The organism is Bdellovibrio bacteriovorus str. Tiberius (assembly GCF_000317895.1).
GTDB classification, from domain to species: domain Bacteria; phylum Bdellovibrionota; class Bdellovibrionia; order Bdellovibrionales; family Bdellovibrionaceae; genus Bdellovibrio; species Bdellovibrio bacteriovorus_F.
This window is the reverse complement of the sequence record NC_019567.1, coordinates 199,071-221,028: the sequence shown is the minus strand read 5'-3', so window position 1 is coordinate 221,028 and position 21,958 is coordinate 199,071. Positions and strand designations below refer to the sequence as shown.

The 21,958-nt window shown below is 49.2% G+C and carries 21 protein-coding genes; 4 read left to right on the top strand and 17 right to left on the bottom strand.

Annotation, left to right across the window (positions count from 1 at the left end):
- Window positions 1–2 precede the first annotated feature (2 nt).
- From BDT_RS01060 to BDT_RS01050, 3 genes are all read right to left on the bottom strand, one after another.
- Window positions 3–1,100, bottom strand: coding sequence for a DUF444 family protein (locus BDT_RS01060; protein ID WP_015089410.1), 1,098 nt, complete (start codon window positions 1,098–1,100; stop codon window positions 3–5).
- Window positions 1,100–3,175: a PrkA family serine protein kinase gene (locus BDT_RS01055; RefSeq protein WP_015089409.1), complete on the bottom strand. Its 2,076-nt coding sequence runs from the start codon at window positions 3,173–3,175 to the stop codon at window positions 1,100–1,102. The genes BDT_RS01060 and BDT_RS01055 overlap by 1 nt, the downstream gene beginning before the upstream one ends.
- Before the next feature lie 76 nt (window positions 3,176–3,251).
- Window positions 3,252–3,806 carry a hypothetical protein gene (locus tag BDT_RS01050; RefSeq protein ID WP_235046216.1) on the bottom strand — a complete coding sequence of 185 codons (555 nt, stop codon included), beginning with the start codon at window positions 3,804–3,806 and terminating at the stop codon, window positions 3,252–3,254.
- Window positions 3,807–3,895: 89 nt separating this feature from the next.
- Here BDT_RS01050 and BDT_RS01045 point away from each other — a divergent pair, with 89 nt between their 5' ends.
- Window positions 3,896–4,534 (top strand): hypothetical protein, encoded by a 639-nt coding sequence (locus BDT_RS01045; RefSeq protein ID WP_015089407.1) that lies wholly within the window; start codon window positions 3,896–3,898, stop codon window positions 4,532–4,534.
- Window positions 4,535–4,595: 61 nt separating this feature from the next.
- Here the strand turns inward: BDT_RS01045 and BDT_RS01040 are convergent, their stop codons facing one another.
- Window positions 4,596–6,479: a tetratricopeptide repeat protein gene (locus BDT_RS01040; RefSeq protein ID WP_041576775.1), complete on the bottom strand. Its 1,884-nt coding sequence runs from the start codon at window positions 6,477–6,479 to the stop codon at window positions 4,596–4,598.
- Window positions 6,480–6,584: 105 nt separating this feature from the next.
- The gene (locus tag BDT_RS01035; protein WP_015089405.1) at window positions 6,585–7,088 is read right to left on the bottom strand and encodes a hypothetical protein; all 504 of its coding nucleotides are present in this window, start codon (window positions 7,086–7,088) and stop codon (window positions 6,585–6,587) included.
- A gap of 264 nt (window positions 7,089–7,352) precedes the next feature.
- Here BDT_RS01035 and BDT_RS01030 point away from each other — a divergent pair, with 264 nt between their 5' ends.
- Window positions 7,353–7,898, top strand: a complete 546-nt coding sequence (locus BDT_RS01030; RefSeq protein WP_011162824.1) for a polyhydroxyalkanoate synthesis regulator DNA-binding domain-containing protein — start codon at window positions 7,353–7,355, stop codon at window positions 7,896–7,898.
- Window positions 7,899–7,967: 69 nt separating this feature from the next.
- Here BDT_RS01030 and BDT_RS01025 read toward each other — a convergent pair whose 3' ends face one another.
- Together BDT_RS01025 and lpoB are read right to left on the bottom strand one after the other, a co-directional pair.
- Window positions 7,968–9,218 (bottom strand): COG3014 family protein, encoded by a 1,251-nt coding sequence (locus BDT_RS01025; protein ID WP_015089404.1) that lies wholly within the window; start codon window positions 9,216–9,218, stop codon window positions 7,968–7,970.
- A gap of 3 nt (window positions 9,219–9,221) precedes the next feature.
- The gene (gene lpoB, locus BDT_RS01020) at window positions 9,222–9,821 is read right to left on the bottom strand and encodes a penicillin-binding protein activator LpoB (protein WP_015089403.1); all 600 of its coding nucleotides are present in this window, start codon (window positions 9,819–9,821) and stop codon (window positions 9,222–9,224) included.
- Window positions 9,822–9,981: 160 nt separating this feature from the next.
- On the opposite strand from lpoB, the gene BDT_RS01015 reads away from it, so the two are divergent.
- Window positions 9,982–10,398: a JAB domain-containing protein gene (locus tag BDT_RS01015; RefSeq protein ID WP_235046215.1), complete on the top strand. Its 417-nt coding sequence runs from the start codon at window positions 9,982–9,984 to the stop codon at window positions 10,396–10,398.
- Here BDT_RS01015 and BDT_RS01010 read toward each other — a convergent pair.
- A complete protein-coding gene (locus BDT_RS01010; RefSeq protein ID WP_235046214.1) occupies window positions 10,388–10,993 on the bottom strand; it encodes a hypothetical protein in 606 nt (201 codons plus the stop codon). The genes BDT_RS01015 and BDT_RS01010 overlap by 11 nt on opposite strands.
- A gap of 339 nt (window positions 10,994–11,332) precedes the next feature.
- Here BDT_RS01010 and BDT_RS01005 point away from each other — a divergent pair, with 339 nt between their 5' ends.
- Window positions 11,333–11,854 (top strand): hypothetical protein, encoded by a 522-nt coding sequence (locus BDT_RS01005; protein ID WP_015089400.1) that lies wholly within the window; start codon window positions 11,333–11,335, stop codon window positions 11,852–11,854.
- Between the two features lie 53 nt (window positions 11,855–11,907).
- Here BDT_RS01005 and BDT_RS01000 read toward each other — a convergent pair whose 3' ends face one another.
- The 9 genes from BDT_RS01000 to BDT_RS00960 all read right to left on the bottom strand — a co-directional run bounded on the left by BDT_RS01000 (window position 11,908) and on the right by BDT_RS00960 (window position 21,901).
- Window positions 11,908–12,828 carry a hypothetical protein gene (locus BDT_RS01000; protein WP_015089399.1) on the bottom strand — a complete coding sequence of 307 codons (921 nt, stop codon included), beginning with the start codon at window positions 12,826–12,828 and terminating at the stop codon, window positions 11,908–11,910.
- Window positions 12,825–15,242: a fimbria/pilus outer membrane usher protein gene (locus BDT_RS00995; RefSeq protein WP_015089398.1), complete on the bottom strand. Its 2,418-nt coding sequence runs from the start codon at window positions 15,240–15,242 to the stop codon at window positions 12,825–12,827. Before BDT_RS00995 ends, BDT_RS01000 begins: the two co-directional genes overlap by 4 nt.
- Window positions 15,239–15,982, bottom strand: coding sequence for a fimbrial biogenesis chaperone (locus BDT_RS00990; protein WP_015089397.1), 744 nt, complete (start codon window positions 15,980–15,982; stop codon window positions 15,239–15,241). The genes BDT_RS00995 and BDT_RS00990 overlap by 4 nt, the downstream gene beginning before the upstream one ends.
- A gap of 68 nt (window positions 15,983–16,050) precedes the next feature.
- On the bottom strand, window positions 16,051–16,266 hold the full coding sequence (locus tag BDT_RS00985; RefSeq protein WP_015089396.1) for a hypothetical protein: 216 nt from the start codon (window positions 16,264–16,266) through the stop codon (window positions 16,051–16,053).
- Window positions 16,267–16,298: 32 nt separating this feature from the next.
- Window positions 16,299–18,266 carry a HAMP domain-containing sensor histidine kinase gene (locus tag BDT_RS00980; RefSeq protein WP_015089395.1) on the bottom strand — a complete coding sequence of 656 codons (1,968 nt, stop codon included), beginning with the start codon at window positions 18,264–18,266 and terminating at the stop codon, window positions 16,299–16,301.
- On the bottom strand, window positions 18,263–19,219 hold the full coding sequence (locus BDT_RS00975; protein ID WP_015089394.1) for a zf-HC2 domain-containing protein: 957 nt from the start codon (window positions 19,217–19,219) through the stop codon (window positions 18,263–18,265). Before BDT_RS00975 ends, BDT_RS00980 begins: the two co-directional genes overlap by 4 nt.
- Window positions 19,200–19,670, bottom strand: a complete 471-nt coding sequence (locus tag BDT_RS00970; RefSeq protein WP_015089393.1) for a hypothetical protein — start codon at window positions 19,668–19,670, stop codon at window positions 19,200–19,202. Before BDT_RS00970 ends, BDT_RS00975 begins: the two co-directional genes overlap by 20 nt.
- A gap of 59 nt (window positions 19,671–19,729) precedes the next feature.
- Window positions 19,730–20,773, bottom strand: a complete 1,044-nt coding sequence (locus BDT_RS00965) for a rod shape-determining protein (RefSeq protein WP_015089392.1) — start codon at window positions 20,771–20,773, stop codon at window positions 19,730–19,732.
- A gap of 102 nt (window positions 20,774–20,875) precedes the next feature.
- On the bottom strand, window positions 20,876–21,901 hold the full coding sequence (locus tag BDT_RS00960; protein WP_015089391.1) for a hypothetical protein: 1,026 nt from the start codon (window positions 21,899–21,901) through the stop codon (window positions 20,876–20,878).
- Window positions 21,902–21,958 lie beyond the last annotated feature (57 nt).

The window sequence follows — 21,958 nt, the reverse complement described above, 5'->3', positions numbered from 1 at the left end:
AGCTATCTCCCTTTCCCCAGGAAATCTTTGATTGAATCCAGGATCTTGTCGCGGTTTTCGATCTGACTCAAAGTCAGCCTCTCATCCTCGCCAAATTCCTTTTGCAGATCCTTCAGGAACTGCCCGCTGCCGTATTTACTTTCCACCTGGCCATAACTGAAAACGTTACAGTTCGGCAGGAAGAATTCCTGCAGCATCTTAACACATAGACGCGTATCCTCGCCCGACCAGTTATCGCCATCTGAAAAATGGAACGGATAAATGTTCCATTCATTCGTGGGATAGTCCGTCTGGATGATTTCCTGACACAGCTTATAGGCCGAGCTGATCAGGGTTCCACCGGATTCACTGGTGCGGAAGAACGTGTCTTCGTCCACCTCTTTTGCCGAGGCGTCGTGAATGATAAATCTGGTTTCAAGGCCCTTATAGTGTTTGCGCAGCCAGGTGTTGATCCAGAAGCTTTCCAGACGGACGATTTCCTTCTGCTCTTCACCCATGGAACCCGACACGTCCATCATATAGATGACCACGGCCTGAGTTTGTGGCTGCTGCACTTTCTTGAAGGACTTGTACTGCATATCCCGGCGGATCGGCAGCACCAGCGGGTCTTCGGAATTATAAGTTCCGGAACCCACCATGCGCTTCAAAGCGCGTTTATAAGAGGATTTAAAGTGGCGCAAGCCCTCGGGGCCCACTGGCGCAAGGCCTGTGAATTTTGTCTTCAGGGAGTCAATGTTTTTGGCGCCCTTGGGCTGAATCAGCGGCAATTCCAGTTTTTCACCCAGAATCTCTGCCAGTTCATCCATCGACATTTCGACTTCGACAAGGTGTTCGCCCGGAGCTTCTCCGGCCTGACCCTGTCCGCCTTCACCCGGATCACCGACATCCTGACCCGGCTGCCCTTCCCCCTGACCGACCCCGCCCTGTTGTTTGGGACCGTACCGGAAGTTGGGAATATCGATGCGCGGAAGCGGAATCTTCACGAATTCATCTTCACGCTTCCCGATCATTTCGCCCTGAGAGACGTACTTGCGCAGATCCTCTTTGACCTTGCCTTTAACGATCTCTCTGAATCTGTTATGGTCTTCGCGTATCGACATTATTTATTCTTTACGTCCCCTCGGGCGAAGATACTTGCCACGTAATGCAATACATCCGTAGCAGAGATTTCATCGTAACCGAAGTCCTTGATGAGACGGGTTTTTACAATATCAATTTTCTCTTGAGTGTCTTTGTCAGCAACGTTGCTTACCAAAGTGGTCAGCTTGATGCTGTCTTTCTGATCCTCGAAGAGCTTCAATTCGATGGCTTTGTGCAGGCGTTCGTTCATTTTATAATTGAACTTCTTGCCTTCCAAAGCCAGGGCCCCGATGTAGTTCATGATCTCGCGGCGGAAATCATCCTTACGGGACTCTGGGATCTCAATCTTCTCTTCGATAGATCGCATCAGACGCTCATCCGGTTCCTCGTCGTTACCGGTGAACTGATTGCGAACTCGTTCTCTTTGCGTATAGGCTTTGACGTTATCAATATAGTTGGCGCACAGTCGCTGCATGGCACTTTCATCAGCACTGATGGCTCTTTGCACCTCAGCTTTGATGATTTCCTCGTACTCCTGCATGACCACACCCAGAAGCTCTTTGAATTCGGTCTTCAGCTCTTCATTGGCAATCAACGAGTGGCTTTTCAAACCGGATTCAAGCTCTTTAAACACCATGAACGGATTCACAGATCCTTTGTTGGACTGCTGAGCCGCCACCAGGGCGTTGGAAAGTTTATCCTGGATATAACGGGCGGAAATACCCTCAAGACCCTCGCGCAGAGTTTCTTTACGAAGCTCACGCACGTTGTCTTCAGTATAGTTCGGCAGCGTTTTTCCGTTGTACAGCTTCAGTTTCTGCAAACGGGTCAAATTGGCTTTCTTCGGTTTTTCCAGACGGGTCAGAATCGCCCACATCGCAGCCATTTCCACCGTATGCGGAGCAATACTGATTCCACGCACTTTCTGGGAATTGAAATCGCGTTTGTAAATATTGATTTCATCTCTCCAGCGCGTGATGTACGGAATGTCGATCTTCACGGTACGGTCACGAAGAGCTTCCATGAATTCATTGTCTTGCAAACGACGGTATTCCGGCTCATTCGTGTGCCCGATGATCACTTCATCGATATGGGTCTGTGCGAATTTTTTAGGTTTCACACGGTGCTCTTGCGAAGCCCCCAACAGATCGTACAGGAAGGCCACATCCAGCTTCAAAACCTCGACGAATTCGATCATGCCGCGATTGGCGACGTTGAACTCCCCGTCAAAGTTAAAAGCACGCGGATCGGAATCAGATCCGTATTCAGCAATTTTACGATAGTTGATGTCACCCGTAAGCTCGGTGGAGTCCTGATTCTTTTCATCTTTTGGCTGGAAGGTACCAATACCCACACGGTCCGCTTCAGAGATGAACAATCTTTTCACACGCACGTGCGACAGAACCTGCATCAGGTTGCCGTCGTATTTTTCCATCAGGGCTTTAAAGATAAAGCGGGAAGGCGGGCTTAATTCACCATCCACATGCACACGGAAGCTGCCTTCCTGGCCTTTGTTGATGGAATCATAAACCGTGGAACGAAGCTCTTCCGGAATCAACAGCAAAGGCTCTTCATTCATTGGGGAATGGAAGACCTTCACACCTTTTCCAAGAATGCCATCAAGCTCAAGCTTTTCATCGATCCATTCAAACGTGTACACCGCACCCTGCTTGGTGTGCGAATAGCGCTCAAGGCCTTTTTTCAGCATGCGGCAGATGGTGGATTTCGCACTTCCCACCGGCCCGTGCAGCAGGATCACACGTTTCTCGGTTCCGTAACCCAGGGCTGCTGCTTTCAGAACATTCACCAATTTCATCAACTGCACATCAAGACCGAAGACCGCGTCTTTGCCGTTGTTGTGAACGTCATCGAAGAACTTGTAGCGAATGACTTCTTTTTTAAAATCGATATAGTTTTCAGTGCCTTCCTCAACGATCATGTCATACATGCGCTGATAGGCGTTTCGCGTGATTTTGGGATTTTGTTTTACCAGGTCGAGATATTCCTCGAAGGTGCCACTCCAATGCTCTTTGGCATGAGTGCTTGAGTTTTGCCAGTTGGCGACCAGTGAATGCAGATCAAACTTAGAGGCCATATTCTCTCCCCAAGGTGATTGGTGACACACCTACTCTGTTAGAGTATGCCTCATTACTAGACGGTTAACGAGTTTTTTAATTTAGTTGTATTGCTTTGAACCCTTGCGGTTGTCTCAAGGTGAACAGCTCTGGTTTAAACTGGACCTCAGTCTTGGGTGCTTCAAACAGCCACTGCATTTCAAATTGCGGGGCCGTAATTACGACTTTCTTTTGCCCTTCTTTTCGATTGAGCCATTCGACGCGCGTTTGTTTTGCGCTATTCTCACATTGATAAATAAGCCCTGCGGGATCCAATCCACATTTCCAACCGGGTCCTCTGACAGGTTCATCAAAAGCGATGTTGGCCAGATTCATCGGATGCAAAGGCATGCCAATCACATTGGCGAACGCCCGTTCGGTATTGCGCCCATAGAAGAACGTCTTTTGAGGATAAACAGCGTAAGAGATCTCTGTCGGGCTCATCACAACACTGGCCACCTGAAACCCCAGCAAAGCAGTGATTTCAAAGCGCGCTCTTTCGTTTTTGATCGCGAAGATATCTATATTTAATGACTGGGTCTTATTTTCCTTCTGATTTTTGATCAGGGCCTTGGTTTCCCACTGCGCTTTTTGAAACGCACCCTCTTTCACTGTCTTAGTGACACACCCGGAAAGGAAAAGGGTTAATACGAACATGAAAAAATAATTGAACCTGTTCATCATTGCCTTAGCATAGAGAAATGAATTCCCTTAAACAAGCCTTGATTCAATTAAAAACGGACTGGAAAAACAGCCTCTTTTTGGGCTGTACGGCCACCCTGTTCGTTCTGGCGGTGCGCTTTACTCCTTATGTTAGTGCCCTGCTGATTTCCTTTGGCCTGCTGTTTTTGCAGGAAGTGACCAATCGCTATCTGACAACGAAGGCCTGGCCACGGGATCTGAATTTCCTGAAGGAAAATGCCCTGTCATTTATTATCTGCTCTTTGATTCTTTTACCGACCAGCACGCTGTTGGGGTCGGCCATCGGAGTCCTGGAAAGCCCGCAGGATTTCCTGCACACCGTCCCGATGTCCTGGGGTCTGCTGATTCTGGCAGTGTATTTCTATCTGGTGCTGACTCATGCCTTGCGCATGACCATTGAAAACGGGACTGCTCTTGCAAGATCGGTTGATATTGCCGCCCTGGCATCGATAAAAAACTTCCGCGAATATTTCATCATCGCTTTTTACATGGCGCTGGCCGTGTTGATTTCAGGAATTATGTGGGGCGCCGGATTCATTGTGACTTTGCCGCTGATCTTCTATGTCACTCACTATTCATTCCTGGCCACCAAAGAACGGGGCCTGCTTCAGGAAAAGAAAACCGAACCAGCCTCTTAAGCACAAAAAGCAAAAGCCCGCGAAACTGCGGGCTTTTTAGTTTCAATTTTAAATTTAGAATCTATTTTTCAGAAGCGTGTTCTGCCACTGGCTTTTCAACCGAAGCTGGCAGGCGAGGTGTACCGTTCAGCTCCTGCTTTTCAATGGCAGTGATCTTGCTGCGGATTTCCTGAACTTTTTTAGGCTCAGTTTCAAGGTCTGCGGCTTTCTTGTACATCTTCTTGGCTTTTTCCACCATCGAGTGCTTGTAGTAAGCATCACCCAAGTGTTCAGCAATGATGCTGACTGTGGACTGATGTTTGTAAGCAGCCTCCAGGAACTTGATGGATTCAGCGAACTTGCTTTGTTTGTACAAGATCCAACCCAGAGTATCCAGAACATAGCCATCCGTCGGCTCAAGCTCCAGCGCACGACGCGCCAGTTTTTCTGCTTCCGGAAGTTTCACACCCATTTCAGCCCAGGTGAAGGCCAGATAGTTCAAACCCTGCACGTGGTTTGGATCCAGTTCCAGAACCTTTTGCATTTCGGTCACAACCACATCTTTGTTGCCCATACGGTCGTTGATCGTACCGTAATAGAAACGAAGCTGCGCGTTTTCCGGGAACTTTTTCAAACCCTGCTCCAGCGTCGCGGAAGCATTTTTGTAGTCGCCTTTTTCATCCAGCAAGGAAGCATACATCGCAAAGATCTGAGGCTGATCCTGGCGTGCTTTCAAACCCGCTGCCGCCACTTCCAAACCTTCATTCAAACGGCCCAACCCTTTTAGCAGGTAAGCAGCGTGAACCACGGCTTCACCATAATAAGTGCTGGTGGACGGGATCTTCGTGTACTCTTTAACGGCTTTTTCATGCTGACGGGTTTCTTCATAAACCGCTGCCAGATAGAAACGAACTTTGTCAGACTCTGGAGCATCCTTCAGAATCTCTTCCAGTTTCGCCACCGCAGTGTCGTATCGTTTTTGTTCAATCAGAATCAAAGCCATTTTCATGCGAACATTCAGTGGCTCGTCGGAATCATTTTCCATCACTTCCAGCTGCTCGTAGGCATTTTCATAGTCACCGCGCTCGATATAGATCTGCGCCAGGACTTCTGCCACACGCGGGCTTGGAGAGTTTTCTTTCTGGAAAGCACGGTACAGGGACACGGCTTTGTCTTCCGTTTTCTGCTTGGAATAAAGAACACCCAAAGTCAGAACCGCATCAGCGAAGTCCGGCTTCAGCTCCAGAGCTTTCTTGAAGGAAGCCTCTGCCGCCTTTTGATATTTGGCTTCAGACTGCTCCAGACGCACACGTCCGATATAATAGTGAGCCAGGTATGGAGTGTTGTATTCAGGATTTTTCAGCAGGGATTCAAAGTACTTCACCGCTTTGTCAGACTGCTTCTGTTCAGAATACAAAGCACCAATGTAAAGTGGCGCTTCAGTGTTCTCGGGCTGAAGCTTCATCACGGTGTTGTATTGCTCCATCGCTTTTGGATAAAGCTTCAGGGAAGAATACAAACCACCCAGCAACAAGTGGCTGTCGACGTTCTTAGGATCTTTTGCCACCGCTTCTTCAGCCTGCGCCAAAGATTCGGTGATCATGCCCTGCTTCAGGAATTCTGCCGCAAGACGCATGTTCACGGCCGGAGAGTTCGTGTCGTAAATAAGAACCATCTTGAAAGCTTCAACCGCTTTCTGGGAGTTGCCTTCCAGAGCGTAAGCCTCACCCATCGCGAAGTAATAGTCCGCCTGAGTGCGCATATAGAGTGGATCCAAGGAGGCCGCACCGTTGTCTTCCGGAGAGACCACCGCCGGAGCAAAGGAAGCAGGAGCGCGATTTCTATCGTTGAATGATGCCTCGTAGTATGGGGCTTTATCGTCAGACTCATTTGACGTGAAGGTCGCGCAAGCCGTGAGGGTCATCAGGAAAGGAACGATGATTGCGGTCCTAGTGTATGGAAACATGAAATCTCCTTAGTCACTAGGCTGATCGGCTTCTTATGAGAATTGCTTGATGCGGCTTAAGCGCCCATTGAGGAAACGCGACCAAGGACGCGGATGAGAAAGTGCCTAGTTATGAGACACACTCAGAAGGACTCCCAGATCATCGCCTTCATAAAGAGGCTGAGTGTCCAGGGATTTAGCCTCGTCATCGAGAGATGCCGTTTCGATTTTCTGGTTTGGACCGGACGACCACACCAGGATTTTGATCTTGCCGGCAGCATCGGCGGCTCCGGACAGAATGCGATAGCGATACGGCTGCCCCCACGGGTCGGTTCCCATGGTCCCCGTGCTGCGCAGGTTTTCAGCATTCAAAGCGGACTTATCCTCTGAAACCGAAGCTGGCAGCCTGCCTCCGGCTTTGTCTTCCGACACTGTATTTTTTGATGCTTCGCGGTAAATTTGTACAACTTGGTACCCTACGACCTCTGCTTTTTGGCGGGCTGTCTCACTTTTAGAGTCCTGAATCTGGCGATTCCAGGGGGTCGCAATGATGGCCGTAGAAAACCCTACAAGACCCAGCAGGGCCAAGACACCAGAGGACTTAAACTCTTGTTTTTGCTCATTTTTCATTAATTATCCGCCAAAGATTGAAGGTCGTCCTTAAACATTTCGGCGGGCTTTGGAAAAAACTTTAGACAAAGGTCTGTAAAATTCGAAAAAACGAATGGCTATTTGCAGAAAAAATAACGCCTAGAGTCTTTTCTTTTGATTTTTGGACCCCTTGACAAGGGGTGGCGGCAGGGATAGGTTGCGCCCATCCGCAAGGGGACGCCGAATCATAAGGCACTGTTAACCCCTTGGGACTTTGGGGAAATTTCAAATTGGGAGGCACTTTTGATCAACCAAAACGAAACAATGACATCGAAGCCAAATTCTAAAGTTAAAATCATCAAGCGCTATCAGAACCGCAAACTCTACGACACTCAACAAAGCTGCTATGTGACTTTGGACGATATCGCTAAGATGATCCGCACTAACGAAGAAGTGATGGTTATCGACAACAAGTCTAAAAATGACATCACTGCTGCGACTCTGACTCAGATCATCTTCGAGGCTGAAAAGAAAGCATCTCAGTACGCTCCTCTTTTCACACTGCGTGAGATCATCCAGAACGGTAACGGCAGCATCTCTGGTTACTTGGCTAAACTTGGCGCGTTCCCTCAGGACTACATGACCAAGCAACAAGTGAACACGGTTGTTGAAAACGCTTCTACTGACAGCGTTAAACAAAACTTGGAAAACCGCGTTGCAACTGCGGCGACTCGCTACAACACAGACACTACTGCTAAAGTAGCTGCTGAAAAAGCGACTGTACTTCCAGGTCTTCAACAAGACGACGAAACTCCAAACCTGCCAGGCACTTCTTTGTTGAACAACTAAGAAGACCTTTCAGCAAGGGTTTCTAAAGAAGGCTCCGCAATGCGGGGCCTTTTTTTTATTCAAAATAAGCTATTTCAAGGATCTCCAGATCACGAATTTCTTCTGACCGGCTTTGATTTCCACGTCACGGGAATCAAGACCTTCCCCGGTGGATGCATTGCTGTAGTCCACACCTTCCAGGCGGAACTTGTAGGTTCCCGCGCGCAACGGAACCCGGATGATTTGAATAGTCTGAGGCAGGAAAGACCACTGTCGCACATCCGCACGATCCGCCATCAACAAGGCGATGTAAGCCAAATCCCCCAAGGCCTGATTTTGCTGACGGATTTGATCGGACAACACCGCTTTGGTGGCAACACCCGCCACTCGTTTAGCGAAAAGAATTCCGTAATCCTCTTCCAGGGTTTTAATGGCAGCAGACTGCACATCGTAAACTTCGCGGCTTAAGAAAGGTTCAACGTCGGTGGAAAGATACAGGCGAGCTCGTTGAGTTTGGCTGACCACCGGCACCAGTGTTGGTAATGTATGACCATTATTTTTACCCGCGGATTTTCGCGGTCCCCAACCCTGCTGATAAATAATCACCAGCTCCCCGTTTGCGCGATCATACCAACGGTCGGATTCCACAACATCGGGGAATTTCTTTTTCCAGTCCTTGTAGCTGTCCATGCGACGGGACAGTTTCGCCGAGCGAATCAGATCCTCGCGGATTGTGGAAATGGACGGGTCAATTTTATAGGCTTCGGCATAGGCGATGTAAGCATCGTCATAACTGCGACTGGCTTCCCAGATCACCGCCGACAAATACTTACTGAACGAGTTCAGTTCAAACGCCTGCTTTTCATCGGCACGGTATTTCAGATATTTTTCATTGATACGACGGGCTTCAACCAGAGCCTCATCCAGCTGATCCATCTCAAGGAAGTTCATCGCCAGATAGGCATTGATGAAGATCTTTTCAAAAGTGTCGCCCTTGTACTGAACCATTTCCTCGTTCAGCGCCAGGGAACCGGCAATGCGGGAAACCGACTGATAGTCGACCAGTTCAGCCAGCTTGTCGGCCTTCATCAGAATCTGATTGCTCTCTTTCAGTTGTCCGGCGACCTGAAGGGCTACACCGTAGTCCATCAAGTACGCCAGCTGATCGTCATTTTCCTTGTCGGCCAGCGGTTTTAAATCCGCCAGTGCCTTGGTGAAATCATGACGAGCCAATGCCTCGCGGGCCGGCTGCACCTTATTTTGGTAAGTCGCGCAGCCCATCAGGGGCAAAACTAAAAAAAGACCCACGGCGTGCGTGAGTCTTTGAGCAAAACGATTCATCAATTATAGACCGATGGATTTCTTTTTAAATGTTTTACGGATTTGTTTCTGGTCAGACCAAGTGATCATACTGGATTTCAGGTTGGTCAGATTCAAAGTCAGTTTGTAGTAAACGGACTTGTCTTTGCCGACTTCCTGAACGATGGAATCCAGACGACCGTTGATGATGAAGTCTGCGCCAATCTGACCGCCTGGGCCTTTTTTGGTGCCTTCTTCAACCATGCCGGAATTCTGATAGTTGTATTCATCCGCGATATCCTGACGGGCTTCCTTGTCGATGAAGCCGACTTTACCGGATTTCATAAGTTCAACACGAACCATGTCCATGATGCTTTGAGTATCAATGTGTTCGCTGGTTTTATTCTGAAGGCCGGTCACCATAACCACTGGCATTTTTTTAGCGCCATTGATGGATGGAGAAGTCATCAAACTTGCCACCAGATCCTGAACTGCTTTCTGCATGTCAGTTTCAGACCACTGATCATTCAAAAGATTTTCACGGTTCACGTCGTCATACTGGCCTTTCACGAAAGCTTTCGGACCACAACTGGTCAGTGCCAAGAAAGAAAGAGCCACGGCTGCAAAAGTCAGATTCTTTTTCATAATACCTTCCTGTCCATTTCGGACACTTCCAAAGTCTATGCTGGGGTATTTCGGGGCGCAAGTCATGCCCCTCCGTTTCAGGACGGCTGTCCTAAATCCGTCCGCTAAATCAGGCCAGATTTCCATTAAAAACCCCGTAATTTTGCAACAAAGGACAAATATGAGAGAAGTGTCCACAAGCCTGCAAGCCTATGAAATCCTGCGCAACGAAATTAATCCCTATGCCGAGGAGCTTTGGGTCATCGCCCTGGACTCGCAAATGAATATGGTGCGCAAAGAAATGCTGTTTCGGGGGACTGTGGATTTTTGCATGATTCATCCGCGCGACATCTTCCGCTGCCTGGTCAAGGCCAATGCCAGTTCATTTATTCTGGCGCATAATCACCCCAGCCAGAACGTGCTGCCATCAGAACAGGATCTGATCCTGACCCGGAAAATTCATCAACTGGCACAGATGTTTGAAATTCCCCTGAACGATCATCTGGTCGTTTGTGAAAACAACTATTTTAGCATGGCTGATCATGGGTATTTTAAGAAATGGCGAAAGCCCCGCGTGTCACGCAGTCTTACTGTATAGCCTCAGAACTGTAGTCGAACACATTCATCCCGGCACCACTTGGATTGCGAATCGGAGTCACCGACAAAACGCGGGACAAATCTTCACTTAAGATCACGCGGTATCCACCACGGCGGGCGTTTTCAACAAACTGACGAGCGTACTCTTCTTTATAAGCCTGAGAATATTCGGCCTGTTGTTCGGCGTTGAATAGTTCTTTCTGAACAATGTCGTGCGGAGAAAGACTTTCCTCTTTGCGCGAACCACGTCCCAACTCTTCTGCCAGTTCCTGAGCACGCGTATCTGAAGTCAAATCCAGACGGTTTTCATTGTGATAAGCACTTTGAGCCGTGGTGGAATTAAAATCCGAATTCATCAGTCGCGCGTTTTCCACCTGCATGCGCTGGCGGGCCATCTCCATCTTTTCATTGGTTAACATCAGATGGCGGTTCACTGACTTTTCAAACTTTTCGGATTTCGCAGCGACGGGGGCCGAGGCCACTTTTTTCGGTGGATCCTCTGAACCCAAATAGACAAAGATCATCACTGCCGCCCCCACAAAGAGCAGCAAAGCCAGAAGCATAGAGTTTTCCTTTTGAGACTTCTGCGATGTCATAAGCCCCTTATCGGACAATGTGTTCCATTTCTCAAGTTTAGCACTGTCTTGAAATGAGACACTTTCAGAGTATTGATCCGTGGGTTTACTGCCTCACGTTCCCGGTTAAAGTTCGTTTAAAAACAGAGACTTCCAAACATTTCCTTGATCAAAGCCGCGGGTTTTTCAGGCTACGCCGAACGGGTGAGCTAAAATTTTGTCTCAAATGTCAAAAAACTGCGCACAAATCACGAGTCATTAACCACTTTAGGGCCTTTCCGGTGTCGGCACAGAAAGTGAAGTTAAGAACTTGTCAACTTAACTCATTACCCCCGAACCCCTTTGAAAGGACCCCCCTCCATGAAAATGATCAAAACTCTTGCCGCTGTCAGTGCCCTGGCTTTCTCTGTTAACGCATTCGCCGCTTCCCAAGGCGCTTTGACGATCACTGGTGTTGTTGGAAACAACACTTATCTTTCCCTGACCAGCATGGGTGGCAACGATGCCAACGTGGATCAGACTCTGAATGTGGATCAGATCGTAAACGGAGCGGTGACTTCCAAGACCTTCGCAAGCATCTTCCATGAAGTTTCCAACTCCACGGGTGGTTACAAGATCACGGTGTCCTCTGCTCAAGCCGGTGAATTGCGCGGCCCAGGCACAGCGAAAGTAAAATACTCTTTGGATTATTCCTCGGCAAAAATCACTATTGCTGACTGCGCTCTGACGGCGGCATGTGAAGCTTCTTCTGGTGGTTTGACGGCGAAAACAAGCTCTGCGGTTTCTGTGGTTGTTAAAGCCACTTCCACGGCAGCTGAAATTGCGGCTCTTCCATCCGGCACATACTCTGACGTTGTGACCGTGACGATCGCTGCTCAGTAATTGTAAAAACTGAAAAACAAACTAAAAAGCCGGTCCCAGTGACCGGCTTTTTTTTATTGGCTGGATTGAATAGTCAGATTGATCGTGTCACTGTACGACCCTTGAGCCTTGCCGCTGGTATTACCGATGATGATCGTCACCGGATTCACCAGCCCACTGGCCGGGGAAGTCCCCGTCTGGGTGGCAATCTGAGTCCACCACGGGATCGCATAAGTGGTTCCGTTGATCTTAAACGTATAATCAATCGTGTCTGTGCCATTGACCTGCTTCAGCTTTCCACCGTTGTCAGACCAGGCAAACAGATTGTAGCCCGAGTTGTACTTCACAATCACATCAGCCGTGCCCTGCGCCCCGGTGGTCAGATTATTTCCGAAGTTGATGGTGTGAGTGGTTTTGGATAGATCAAACGTCCCCCCGGAAGACACCACCGACAAATCCGCCTTTTTGTGTGAACCAAATGTCAGCAGGAACGCCTGCGAAGCCACCAGCGTATAGTTCGAGGTATTTCCCTGATACAAACGCACCGTCACCGTATCAAGGTAAGTTCCCGCCGAACGCCAGTCATTGGCCGTATTAAATGCCACCGTGTAAGACGACGTCTTCGTATTATAAAAGGTACTTCCCTGAAGTTTGTCGCAGATAACATCCGAGCATGAATTCACTTCCGGAAATTTCTTTAAGATCTGCAAACCGGCGCTGTCGGCTGAAACCTGATACGGCCAGACATCAGAACCTTTTTTCGCGGAACGATTGGTATAGGAATTCGAAGATCCGTAATCGAAAGTCAGAAAGTAATTGCAGGTTCCGTTGGTGGTGTTGCCAAAGACAGTGACATTGAAGGTGTCCTTCATCGTCCCGCCCGTCTGGAAATACGGCGCAGGCTGCGCCAAGATCAAGCCCATCGCAGAGCAGGCCGAAGCTCTGACTGCGGCAAAAGTAAGAGCTGCAAGCAGAAGACCCACGATCAGTTTCATCGTTGCTCCTTTGTTCCGGTTTTAACAGTGCCCAGATTAAGCATTTTATCGGCATTACCTGGAATCTCAAATGTGAATGGCGCAAGGCCCGACTGATCTGTCACAACCCGGTAAACACCAGGTTCCAATCCTTCAATCAGGAAGCGGCCCTGTTTGTTGGTAAAGAAGGTGTTATCAACAAGCTGTCCGTTGGCATCAAACACATCTCCGGCGGCGTATTCCACTGCTTTGTCTGAAGACGTCAGCAACTGACCCTTCACCATCACTTTTTTAGCGATCTTCAGATCCAACAAAATCCCGCTGCGATAAGTGGTTTGAGTTCCATAGAATTCTTTATCCAGTAAATAGCCCATCGGCAAAGACGTGATATCCACGTTCACCGTGTTTCGGTAGTAAGACGACTGATCACGCAGCACCACGGTTCGGCGCGGCCCCAATTGAGCCTGCCCACGATCCCCGGTCGGATTGATCATGATAGCCTGTCCGTCCTCCAGGTTCTTGGCGTGAAGCAACACAAAGCTGTCGGTCACCGGCTGCGTGAAGGCTCCATGGCCACCCACCCAGGCAAAGCCGGTATTCAAGCCCAACGACGTCAGGTTGTATTCGCTCCCCTGCTGGGCATTGTTCATGTGATCCAATCGCACACTGAAGGGCTGCTTCAGATATTCCCCCGAAATGCTTCGGGTGTTACCCAGCTCGCTGTTTTGGATATTTGCATTCCAGCGATAGTCATCATACTGATAGCGGTTGTTGCGAGCCACCGTGGCATTGGTGGTTTTTTGAAGTGAATCGTAATAGGAACTTGCACTGTAATAGCCCTGACTTTCATTCCAATAGAATGAAATCAGGAAGCGGTCTTCTTCTTTGTCCTGAAGAATCTTATTATACACAAATTCCAGCCGCATCTGGCTTTTCAGCGGAATCATCAGGTTGGATCTGTAAGTGCGCTGATCTTCACCGGTCATATATTCCAGAGTGTTGGCACCCACGCCCCACAACCAGGATGAATCCAAACGGAAGTTCAACTGCGCATCATAACGGCGCAAATACCGCAAGGGATCCACCACCGGGTCCTGCACCGTCACCGGGCTGAACTCACGATCCTGATTTTCAAACTCCAACGCCAATAACAAGGGCATTTGCCGGCCCATAACCTTGTCCAGACTTCGATACGTCAAGCGTTCGGCAAAACCACTTTCCTGAGACGACTGCGACCCTTGAGCCACCTGCAAAGACAAATATCCCAGATTCGACACACCGGAAACCTCAGCGCCCAAAAGCATCTTTTCATAGTAACCCTGATAGTTCAGACCCACGGTCAGCTGATCCGTGATCCCACGGCGGTTGTACAAACTGACAAAGGCAGCAGAATCATCATAAGCCCGGTCACCACCGGATGCCTGCCACGGAAGACCCGCAGCGTACGAGAATTCTTCCACCCCGCGAGCCAGCAGGCTGTTTTCATAAAGCAGCGAGAAGTCATAAACCTCTTCCTGCCCCAGATCATCCTTCACCTTGATACGCACATTGCTTTGGCCCGTTGCCAAAGGGAAATCACGAATATTGAAAACCCCCGGAGCCAAACGCACCTGACTGAACAGCAGGCCGTTGACATAGATTTCCACAATGGAAGTTCGTTTGATGATGATTTCCGTGTCACTGAGCGGTCTTAAAGTTTTATACGGCTGGATCGCAAATTCCCGCGTTGCCGCAAGACCCGCGATAGACGGAGTGATTTGAAAACCGGTCGAACGGAAGGTCAAATCCCCCAAGGTGTAGCGGATCATGCGCTCTTCATCGTCATAGCGAATGCGTGTGTCCTGCCGGCGCCATTGGGAATCGGCATCCTCTAAAAAATCCGCGCTGGATTCAAAGACGAAGCCCCTGATGTTTTCAACCAGCTCCAGGTTTCCCGTCAGAGGGCGACGTTCACTTTCCACATCCGGCCCATATTGCCAGGATTGCTGGGTTCTTAAATTCAAGTACCCACTGTGCTGATCGGGTCGCAGATATTTCTGATTTTCAAATTCAACAAAGTTCAAATCCAGATCCTGGGCCTTGCGATACTTGGCCGGCAGACTTAATCGCAGCTCCAGCGTGGGCGGATCAAAGGACACTAAAAAGCCCACTGCCTCCAAAGACTGCGTGGTCAAAACACCGTCGGATGTCACATTGCTTTGCAGGCGCAAAAACAATTCATCCTTCATGTAGGGCTTTACCGCTTCCAGCAAAGTGCGCGCCTCGACAGAAAACTCTTCAGCACGATCGCGCGGGAACAGCCAGGCTTCCGTCAGCGGACGGCCATCCAAAACCACAGGCGCCATCAGGAAGGGTTTCCCCAACGGCGGACGGCCTTGGGCCATGACCAGCACCGGAAGCAGAAGAAAAAGAAGCAAAACAAAACCGGATCTCAATTCTCAAGATCCTTCAATTCAATGGTGGCGCTCAAAGCCTGATTGGCCGGGACATCTTTTGCGGTTTCAACTTCGGCTGTGGCAGTGTCGCCTGCCAGAAGATTGATGGATTCAACGGCTTTGTTAGTGGTCAGATCCGCAATCACGGTTTCACCCGCTTTGATTTTCAAATGCTTGAACAGCAAAACCTTATGGGCTTTTCCGTCATTAGTGAACGTCACGGCCACTTTGCGGGCCCCCACACGTTTCACTTCCTTGACGATGACCTTGGGTGCGGCCCCTTCCGGAATCACATAAGCCGAGGCCACATACTGCAAAAGGAACTTCAAATTTACGCTGGTTTTTTTCGGATCAGAGTTCTTTTCGCGGAAGTCCACCGGCAATTGTGAAGCCACCAGGCGATAGGCTTTCTCTTTTCCGTCCTTGATTTCGCCAGACCATGACACGCGCACATTGCGCTTTTCTTTTGGAAGCAGGACAACCTGCTCTGGATAGATCACAAAGTCTTCGGTTTTGGTGCGCACTTCCTCCCCTTTGGGATTGGTGGTGCGAGCGAAGGCTTCAATTTGCACGGGAAGTTTTTCATCTCCGGGATTTTCAATCACCAGCACTTGAGTGGATCTGGATCCACTGGGAGCAAACTCCACAACCATGGGAGAAAATCGGAAGGCCCACGAAAGGGACGGAACTGCCAAAGTTACCGAAATCAGGATCAGTGACATTGAGATGATTTTTGCCATATATCCCAATGATAGGGGCTATTTTTAGGCAAAAGAAGACTTCTTAAACCAGTTCTTAACAACTAGTCTTAGGGCGCTTGAACTGTGACAACAGAAGCCGGAGCCCGCTTGTGAACTACGACTTTAAGGTGAGGTGAATTTTTGGTGATTTGCAATTCACCATTCTTCGCTGTCTTCACATCGACTTTTTCTGCGACTCTTCCAGAAAAATGCAGCTTATGACTTTTTGCCACTGCCATCCCGGAAAACATCAAAATCGAAAGAAAGACTGCCATGATACGCATGTCTTTCTTCTCGGATTAACTGGACTAAAGCTTTAGGACATTAGTTGGGGATTCTTTTCCTGAATCGGCGGATAAACCGGGATGATCACGATAAACTCTGTGCCTACGCCCACTTCCGAGCGGGCCTGAATTTCGCCCCCGTGATTCTGAACAATCCCGTAAGAGATACTCAAACCCAAACCTGTCCCCTGACCCACACCCTTCGTGGTGAAGAAGGGGTCGAAGATCTTTTCCAGAACATCGGCGGACATGCCCTTACCGCTGTCTTGAATTGAGACTTGCACCCAACCACGTTTGTCCTTGGAACCCTTATAGTCCTTCAAAGCCGAAGTGGAAATCCAGATGTGACCGCTGCCTTCAAGGGCCTGAACTGCATTGGACAGGATGTTCATGAACACCTGATTCACCTGGCTGGCATAACAGTGGATCAACGGAGTTGGCTCATACTGGCGATGAATCTCGATACGGTTTTTGATTTCACCCTGCAACAGATTCAAAGTTGTATCCAAACTTTGATGAACGTCGATTTCCTGCAGTTTGGCTTCTTCCAAGCGAGAGAAATTGCGCAAACCCAAAACGATGTCACGGGTACGACGAGCGCCATCCTGACAAGACGCCACCAACTTCGGCAGATCTTTCACGATATAGTCAAATTCGTACTCTTCTTTCAGGGCCGGAAGTTTTGGCGGATCCTTTTCTGCGACTTCAGCAAGTTCGATCAGTCTTTCAGAATATTCTTTAAGATGGGTCATGTTGCTGTAAATAAATCCAATCGGATTATTCAGCTCATGCGCCACACCTGCCACCAGCTGACCCAGGCTGACCATTTTTGCAGAGTGAACAAGTTTGGTCTGAGTGTCTTTCAGCTCTTTGTTGGCCGCTTCAAGCTCGGTAATTTTCTTGCGAAGATCCGACCGGGCCACCCAGATTTTTTTGCTCATTTCATTAAAGGACTCTGTCAGAAGACCAATTTCAGTGTCGTTTTTCACCGGGATGGTAACGGCCTGTTCCTGGGATTCAAAGGACTGCAGGGCTTCAACCAGTTCGTAAAGCGGCTTCAGAACCCAGCTTGAAGTCACCAGAATCGTCAGAACCAACAAAACAATAACCGCACCCACGACGCTGATAAAGGCATAGTTCACGTTCTTCAGAACCGCTTTGGCTTCGCTCTTGGAAGCACCCAAAGCCACATAGAACTTCGTGATACCCCAATCCAGTGGATAGATCAAAAAGCCATATGGCGTGCTGCGCACATTCAGATCAAAGAAAGGCTCTGCCCCCGGACGGAAATAAGGACGGAAGAAGTCTTTTTTATAAAGATAAAAATCCGGGTGACTGGCAACAATGGCCTGACCGTTATCCGAGAAAAAAATCAGTTCCAGCTTCAGGCGGCTTTTAATTCTGGATACAAAGGCTTTGTTCAGATCCATCACCTGTTCCATGTAACCCACAACACGGCCACCGGCCCCGGTGATTTTAGAGATCAGGATCAGATTTACTTTTTGTTTGTCACCGAATTCAGCCAGGGAAATTTCACGCTGATCTTTGACCTGTGCCATGTATTTCGCTGACAGGAAAACGGCGTCTTGTACGGGAACGAAGCTGCGCACGTTTTCTTTTTCATCTTTGAAAACCGAAGCCAGCATGCGGCCTTCACGATTGAAGAACGTCAGACTGGAAATATTGTCGGCTTTGATCCACTGGGAAGAAATATTGCGAATGGTGCCACTGTCACCTTCCGCCATGTGATACACCAGGCTGGGATCACGCACATAACGGTCACGCTTTTGCTGAATGCTTGTCAAAAGATCCGCCAGAATCAATTCGACTTCGCGGGCATTGCCGCTCAGGCGCTGGGACAGTTCATGATCGATGGCTTTTTCGTATTTGATCATGGAATAACCGGTGACGAACGCCAGCGGCACGACTGAAAACAGGACGAACCAGATGATCAAGATCGTGCGCAGGGATCGTTTGGGTTTCTTCCGGAGTGTTTTCACTTTTTGGATTCATCCAAAGTGAAGATCAGACGAATGATTCCGTCCGGCATCACACGAGGGTGTTTTTCTTTGGAAAATTTGGTCTTCCCATAAGTGCCCAGATAGTTCATCAGGTCCTGATACTTCGCCTCAGGAATTGTAAGGTGATAATACATGGATGTCGGAGTTTTCTTCCAACCCAGTTCCACGGAACCGGCTTTACGACCACCCAGTTCAAGGATCTTGTCATTGATCTTGGGGCCAATGCTTTCAATGTTAGTCGCAGAGATTTCACCGCGATAAAGGAACCCACCAGAAGCCGCTGCTGGAGCAGTCTCTGCCGGTTTTTCAGGTTTTGCCGCCACCGCAGCCGGTGCCGCTGGTGTCGGTGTCGCCGGAGCCACCGCAACCGGAGTGGCTGCCGCAGGTTTATCCGGAGTTTTTGCCGTTACAGCAGGAGTCGCCTCTTTAGCGCCTTCATCCACGAATTCCGGAGTTTCCTGCACCACGGTGGTGGTTTCTGTTTTGGAAACTTCAGCCAGGATCACATCTTTGGATCCGGTCAAACTGCCCAACTGCATGACTTTCTGCCATGGAGTCACGGACAACAAAGTCACAATCACCCCGACAACAACCAGAGCTTCCAAGCCCCATTTAAGACCCTGAGGCCATTTGTCGAAATTGGATTTTTGCATCAGCACCGTCAGATAGCTGGAAGGCGCGTTGATTTGTGAAATGATGGGTTCGGACACACGTGTGTCGGCCAGGCGTTCAGCGTACTTCTGACCATTTTCGATTTTACCCAGATCCAGCTGGGCATCGCGCGAGAACTTCACATGATCTTCAACCGCGGAACGGCGTTCCGGATCCAGAGTCCCCGTCAAATAGTCATAAAGCAGCTCATGCCCGATGAACGGAGAAATCTCTCGTTTATTTTTCTTGGAGAGCTGAACTTTATTTTCCTGCTGAGCCATGCTTTAGTTTACTCACACCTTGGGTCATGCTTCCCAGCTTGCGCAACGCCCGGCCTAATCTATATCGAATAGTGCCCTGGGTAATGCCCAAACCAGCTGAAATATCATCGTCACTTATCTTCAGGATTTTAGACCAAATAACGGTCAATAGCTCGTCTTCTGAGGCGGATTTCTGAAATTCACGCCATGGGCCCAGATCGACGGCATCAGGAATCAGCCAGCCCGATTCCACGGTGGTGTTGGGACGTCCGCGGGAAACGCGCACTTTAAATTTGTCCCAAACCGTTTTGGTGGCGGCAACGATGGCTACAGAATTTTTTAAATCAGGATTTCGCGCCTTGCGAGCCCGACAAAGGGCCAGCGCTTGGGATGAAGCCTCTATCGCTTTTTGATCATCAAGCAAGGAAAAATAGAAAAACAAAGCGATAGATTGTACGTCAGCTTCGGTCATAGCACCTTTAAGTCCATTCGTGCGTTCGAGGGCACCCTTTCGTGGATGCCCTTTCTATACTAATCGACTGTAAGCTGTCTGAGAAGGTCAAGTTGGTCGAGAACTTTACCGGAACCCATAACCACGCAGGAAAGTGGGTCTTCGGCGATAGAAACCGGCAGTCCAGTTCTTTCTCTCAGAAGCACGTCCAGGTTCGCCAGCAATGCGCCCCCGCCCGTCAGAACGATTCCGTTATCCACGATGTCGGAAGCCAGTTCCGGTGGAGTTTTTTCCAGCGCGGTACGAACAGCATCAACAACTTCAGACAAAGGATCCATCAAAGCATCGTTCACCTGAGAAGAAGTGATCTCGATGGTTTTCGGAGCACCGGCCACCAGGTCACGGCCTTTGATCTCCATGGATTTTTCCTCTTCAAACGGATAAGCGTTACCGATTTGGATTTTGATGTTTTCTGCAGTTCTTTCACCGATCAGAAGGTTGAACTGACGACGAACGTAGTTCACGATCGCCTCGTCAAACTTGTCACCGGCAACTTTGATGGATTTGCAGTAAACAATACCACCCAAAGAAATCACCGCCACGCCCGTAGTACCACCGCCCATGTCGACAACCATGTTGCCGGATGGCTCCGTGATCGGAAGACCGGCACCAATAGCCGCTGCCATTGGTTCCTCGATCAGATAAACCTCACGGGCACCTGCGGACTGAGCTGCTTCTTTCACCGCACGTTTTTCAACCTGAGTGATTCCGTAAGGAACGCAGATGATGATACGAGGACGGATGAAGGATTTTTTCTCGCCAAGGGATTTGCCGATGAAGTATTTCAGCATGGACTGAGTGACTTCGAAGTCAGCGATAACACCGTCTTTGATCGGGCGGATCGCCACGATGCTGCCAGGTGTACGTCCCAACATGTCTTTGGCTTCTTTACCTACGGCAAGAACGCGGTTTTGCATGCCACGATAATTTTTTTGGACCGCAACCACGGAAGGTTCATCAAGGATGATTCCGCGGCCTTTTACGTAAACAAGTGTATTGGCGGTGCCAAGGTCAATGGCGATGTCGTTAGAAAAATAATCTTGAACTTTGTCAAAAAAACTCATGCTGAATCTCACTTCAGTGTAATATTCATCGGGCTTTAAACAGTTCAAGTCTAGGTTCTATAAAAACCGGAGTCAATACTGATATTTAGGCCTTTTTTGAGTTTATTTTGACGCAGGTGCGCACTGGATCGCAAGGTCCGTGCCCGTCAACTGACCACGGAAGCGAACCTCCAAACCTTCGTTCAAGGTTGTTTCCGCCACCATGGTTTTGTCGATATCCAGATCCACCGCCTCAATGGCGATGCGCTCGTCTTGCCCACCAGCAGCGGGTTTCAGACGCAGAGTGATTCTTTCAGTCGAACGTCCACGGAAGATTTCGCGCTCTACTTTGTTGGCAACATCCCACACGATCTCTTCATCACGGCGGGTTTCCTTGCGCCCGGATTCAGAGTGAGTCAGGGAGCATTTCACCCGGCGCAGATCCGCCTTGGTACGCTTGAAAGACTTGTCCGACAGACAAACCGCTTCGACTTCTTTTTGAATTTCCAGATTGGTGACCTTCAGGCTGATCTGCGAACCCAGGCCTGAACGCACGGAAAACTTGCTGTCCCCGCGCTGCTGATGCAGCTGGATTTCACCCAAAGCGGCGCGACCCGTTTGCGATGGTGTTAACAACAAGCGGCCCTTGCCATAGGAATCAACCAGACTACCCAGAATGTCGTAACCCTGATCGTTCTTTCCGCTCCAGAACATGTCGCGATAAATCTGACGTCGTTGCGGATTGAAAGGATTCATATTCTGCAGGAACGTACGATCTTTCAAATCCATCCCGTTAACCACACAACGAGCCGTGCTCATCGCCGGCAAAGTGCCCGGACTGCTGACTTGAGTGTTGGTGGTGCACATGCGGTTGTAGGTCTCAATACGCATTTCGCGGGCGCAGTTGTTATTCAAAGCATCGTTCAACAAGGCATCACAATAAGCGTTTTTGGAAGTCAGTTTCTGACGACCGGTGGTGCAGCCGTTGAATTTGTATTCATAGGTGAATTCACCCTGAACATCGACAGGAGTTGGCGTGGGTGTAGATGTTGTCGGAACCGGAGCCGCACCGCCACCGCCACCACCATTGGAGCAAGCCGCCACGGACAGAGCTAAAACAGACAAAGCAAGTTGTAGATGAATGCGCATGCTATACCTCCACACACGGTCAACACCGCCTTTACTTCAAAGACCCTGCCAACGTCA